The organism is Mesorhizobium vachelliae (assembly GCF_033977325.1).
Lineage (GTDB): Bacteria > Pseudomonadota > Alphaproteobacteria > Rhizobiales > Rhizobiaceae > Mesorhizobium > Mesorhizobium vachelliae.
Map to the genome: position 1 here is coordinate 1 of NZ_JAVIIR010000074.1, position 895 is coordinate 895.

Here is an 895-nt window from a genome sequence, read left to right on the forward strand (position 1 = left end):
GTGCCGTCGCGGCATTCCGCCAGTTGGGGATATCGGCCGAACGACAATGCCAAGAGCGGCAACGCGCGAGCATCTACATCGTCGAGGGCGCTGGTAGAGCTCGATACCTTGGCTGCCATGGCCCTGCAGGCCTGCATGCCCGGCTGACCTCCGAGTTCGCGGCTGACTGCGTTGGATACGGTCGCATATCCAAACGATTCTCCTTCACGGATGTCCTGTTCCCAGTTTGGCAGAAAGTGACGGGTGAATTGGACAGCGGCTCCTTGCAGGAATGCTGCCTGCTCTTCCTGGTCCCGCAGCATGCCGCTGTGGCGCACCACCGCACAGGAGAACTGAACGATGTCCCGAGCTCGACCAATGTCATCGAGGGCATTGTTGAACAGATTACTCGACATTGCGCGAGAGACGCGCTGCCGGGCTGCTTCGGAATGCCGTCCCGCTTGCAAATCGGCAGTTTGTCTATGCGGCGGTAGCCCGCCTCCGTGGGAAAGTCCGGACCGCTGCGCCTGGCGCGAGGGTCCGCCCTCGGCCCGCAAAGCGCCCGGTTGCTGCCGCGACCCTTCAGGCCGTTGAGAACCTATGCGGCGGCTATCGCGCGCGCTCCCATCGTCGCTGCGTGGCGGCCTGGCCTCCATGCCGGACGGAGTTTTTCCAAGCGAGGAGGCGGAGGTGTGTGAGCTTTCGGTGACGCCATCTCTGCGCCGCGATCCGGCATCGGAACCCGAAGGGCCCGGTTGCCGCCGTGAGCCGGAACGGCTATCGCGCGCGCCTCCATCGTCACGGCGTGGCGGCCTGGCCTCCACGCCGGATGGGTTTCGACCATGCGACGGGGCGGAGGTGTGTGAGCTTTCGGTGACGCCATCTCTGCGCCGCGATCCGGCATCGGAACGCGAAG

1 pseudogene is annotated in these 895 nt (G+C 65.0%); it reads right to left on the minus strand.

Annotation, left to right across the window (positions count from 1 at the left end):
* A pseudogene (locus tag RFM41_RS34070) lies at positions 1-395 on the minus strand (hypothetical protein); the annotation flags it as partial.
* Between the last annotated feature and the right edge of the window lie 500 nt (positions 396-895).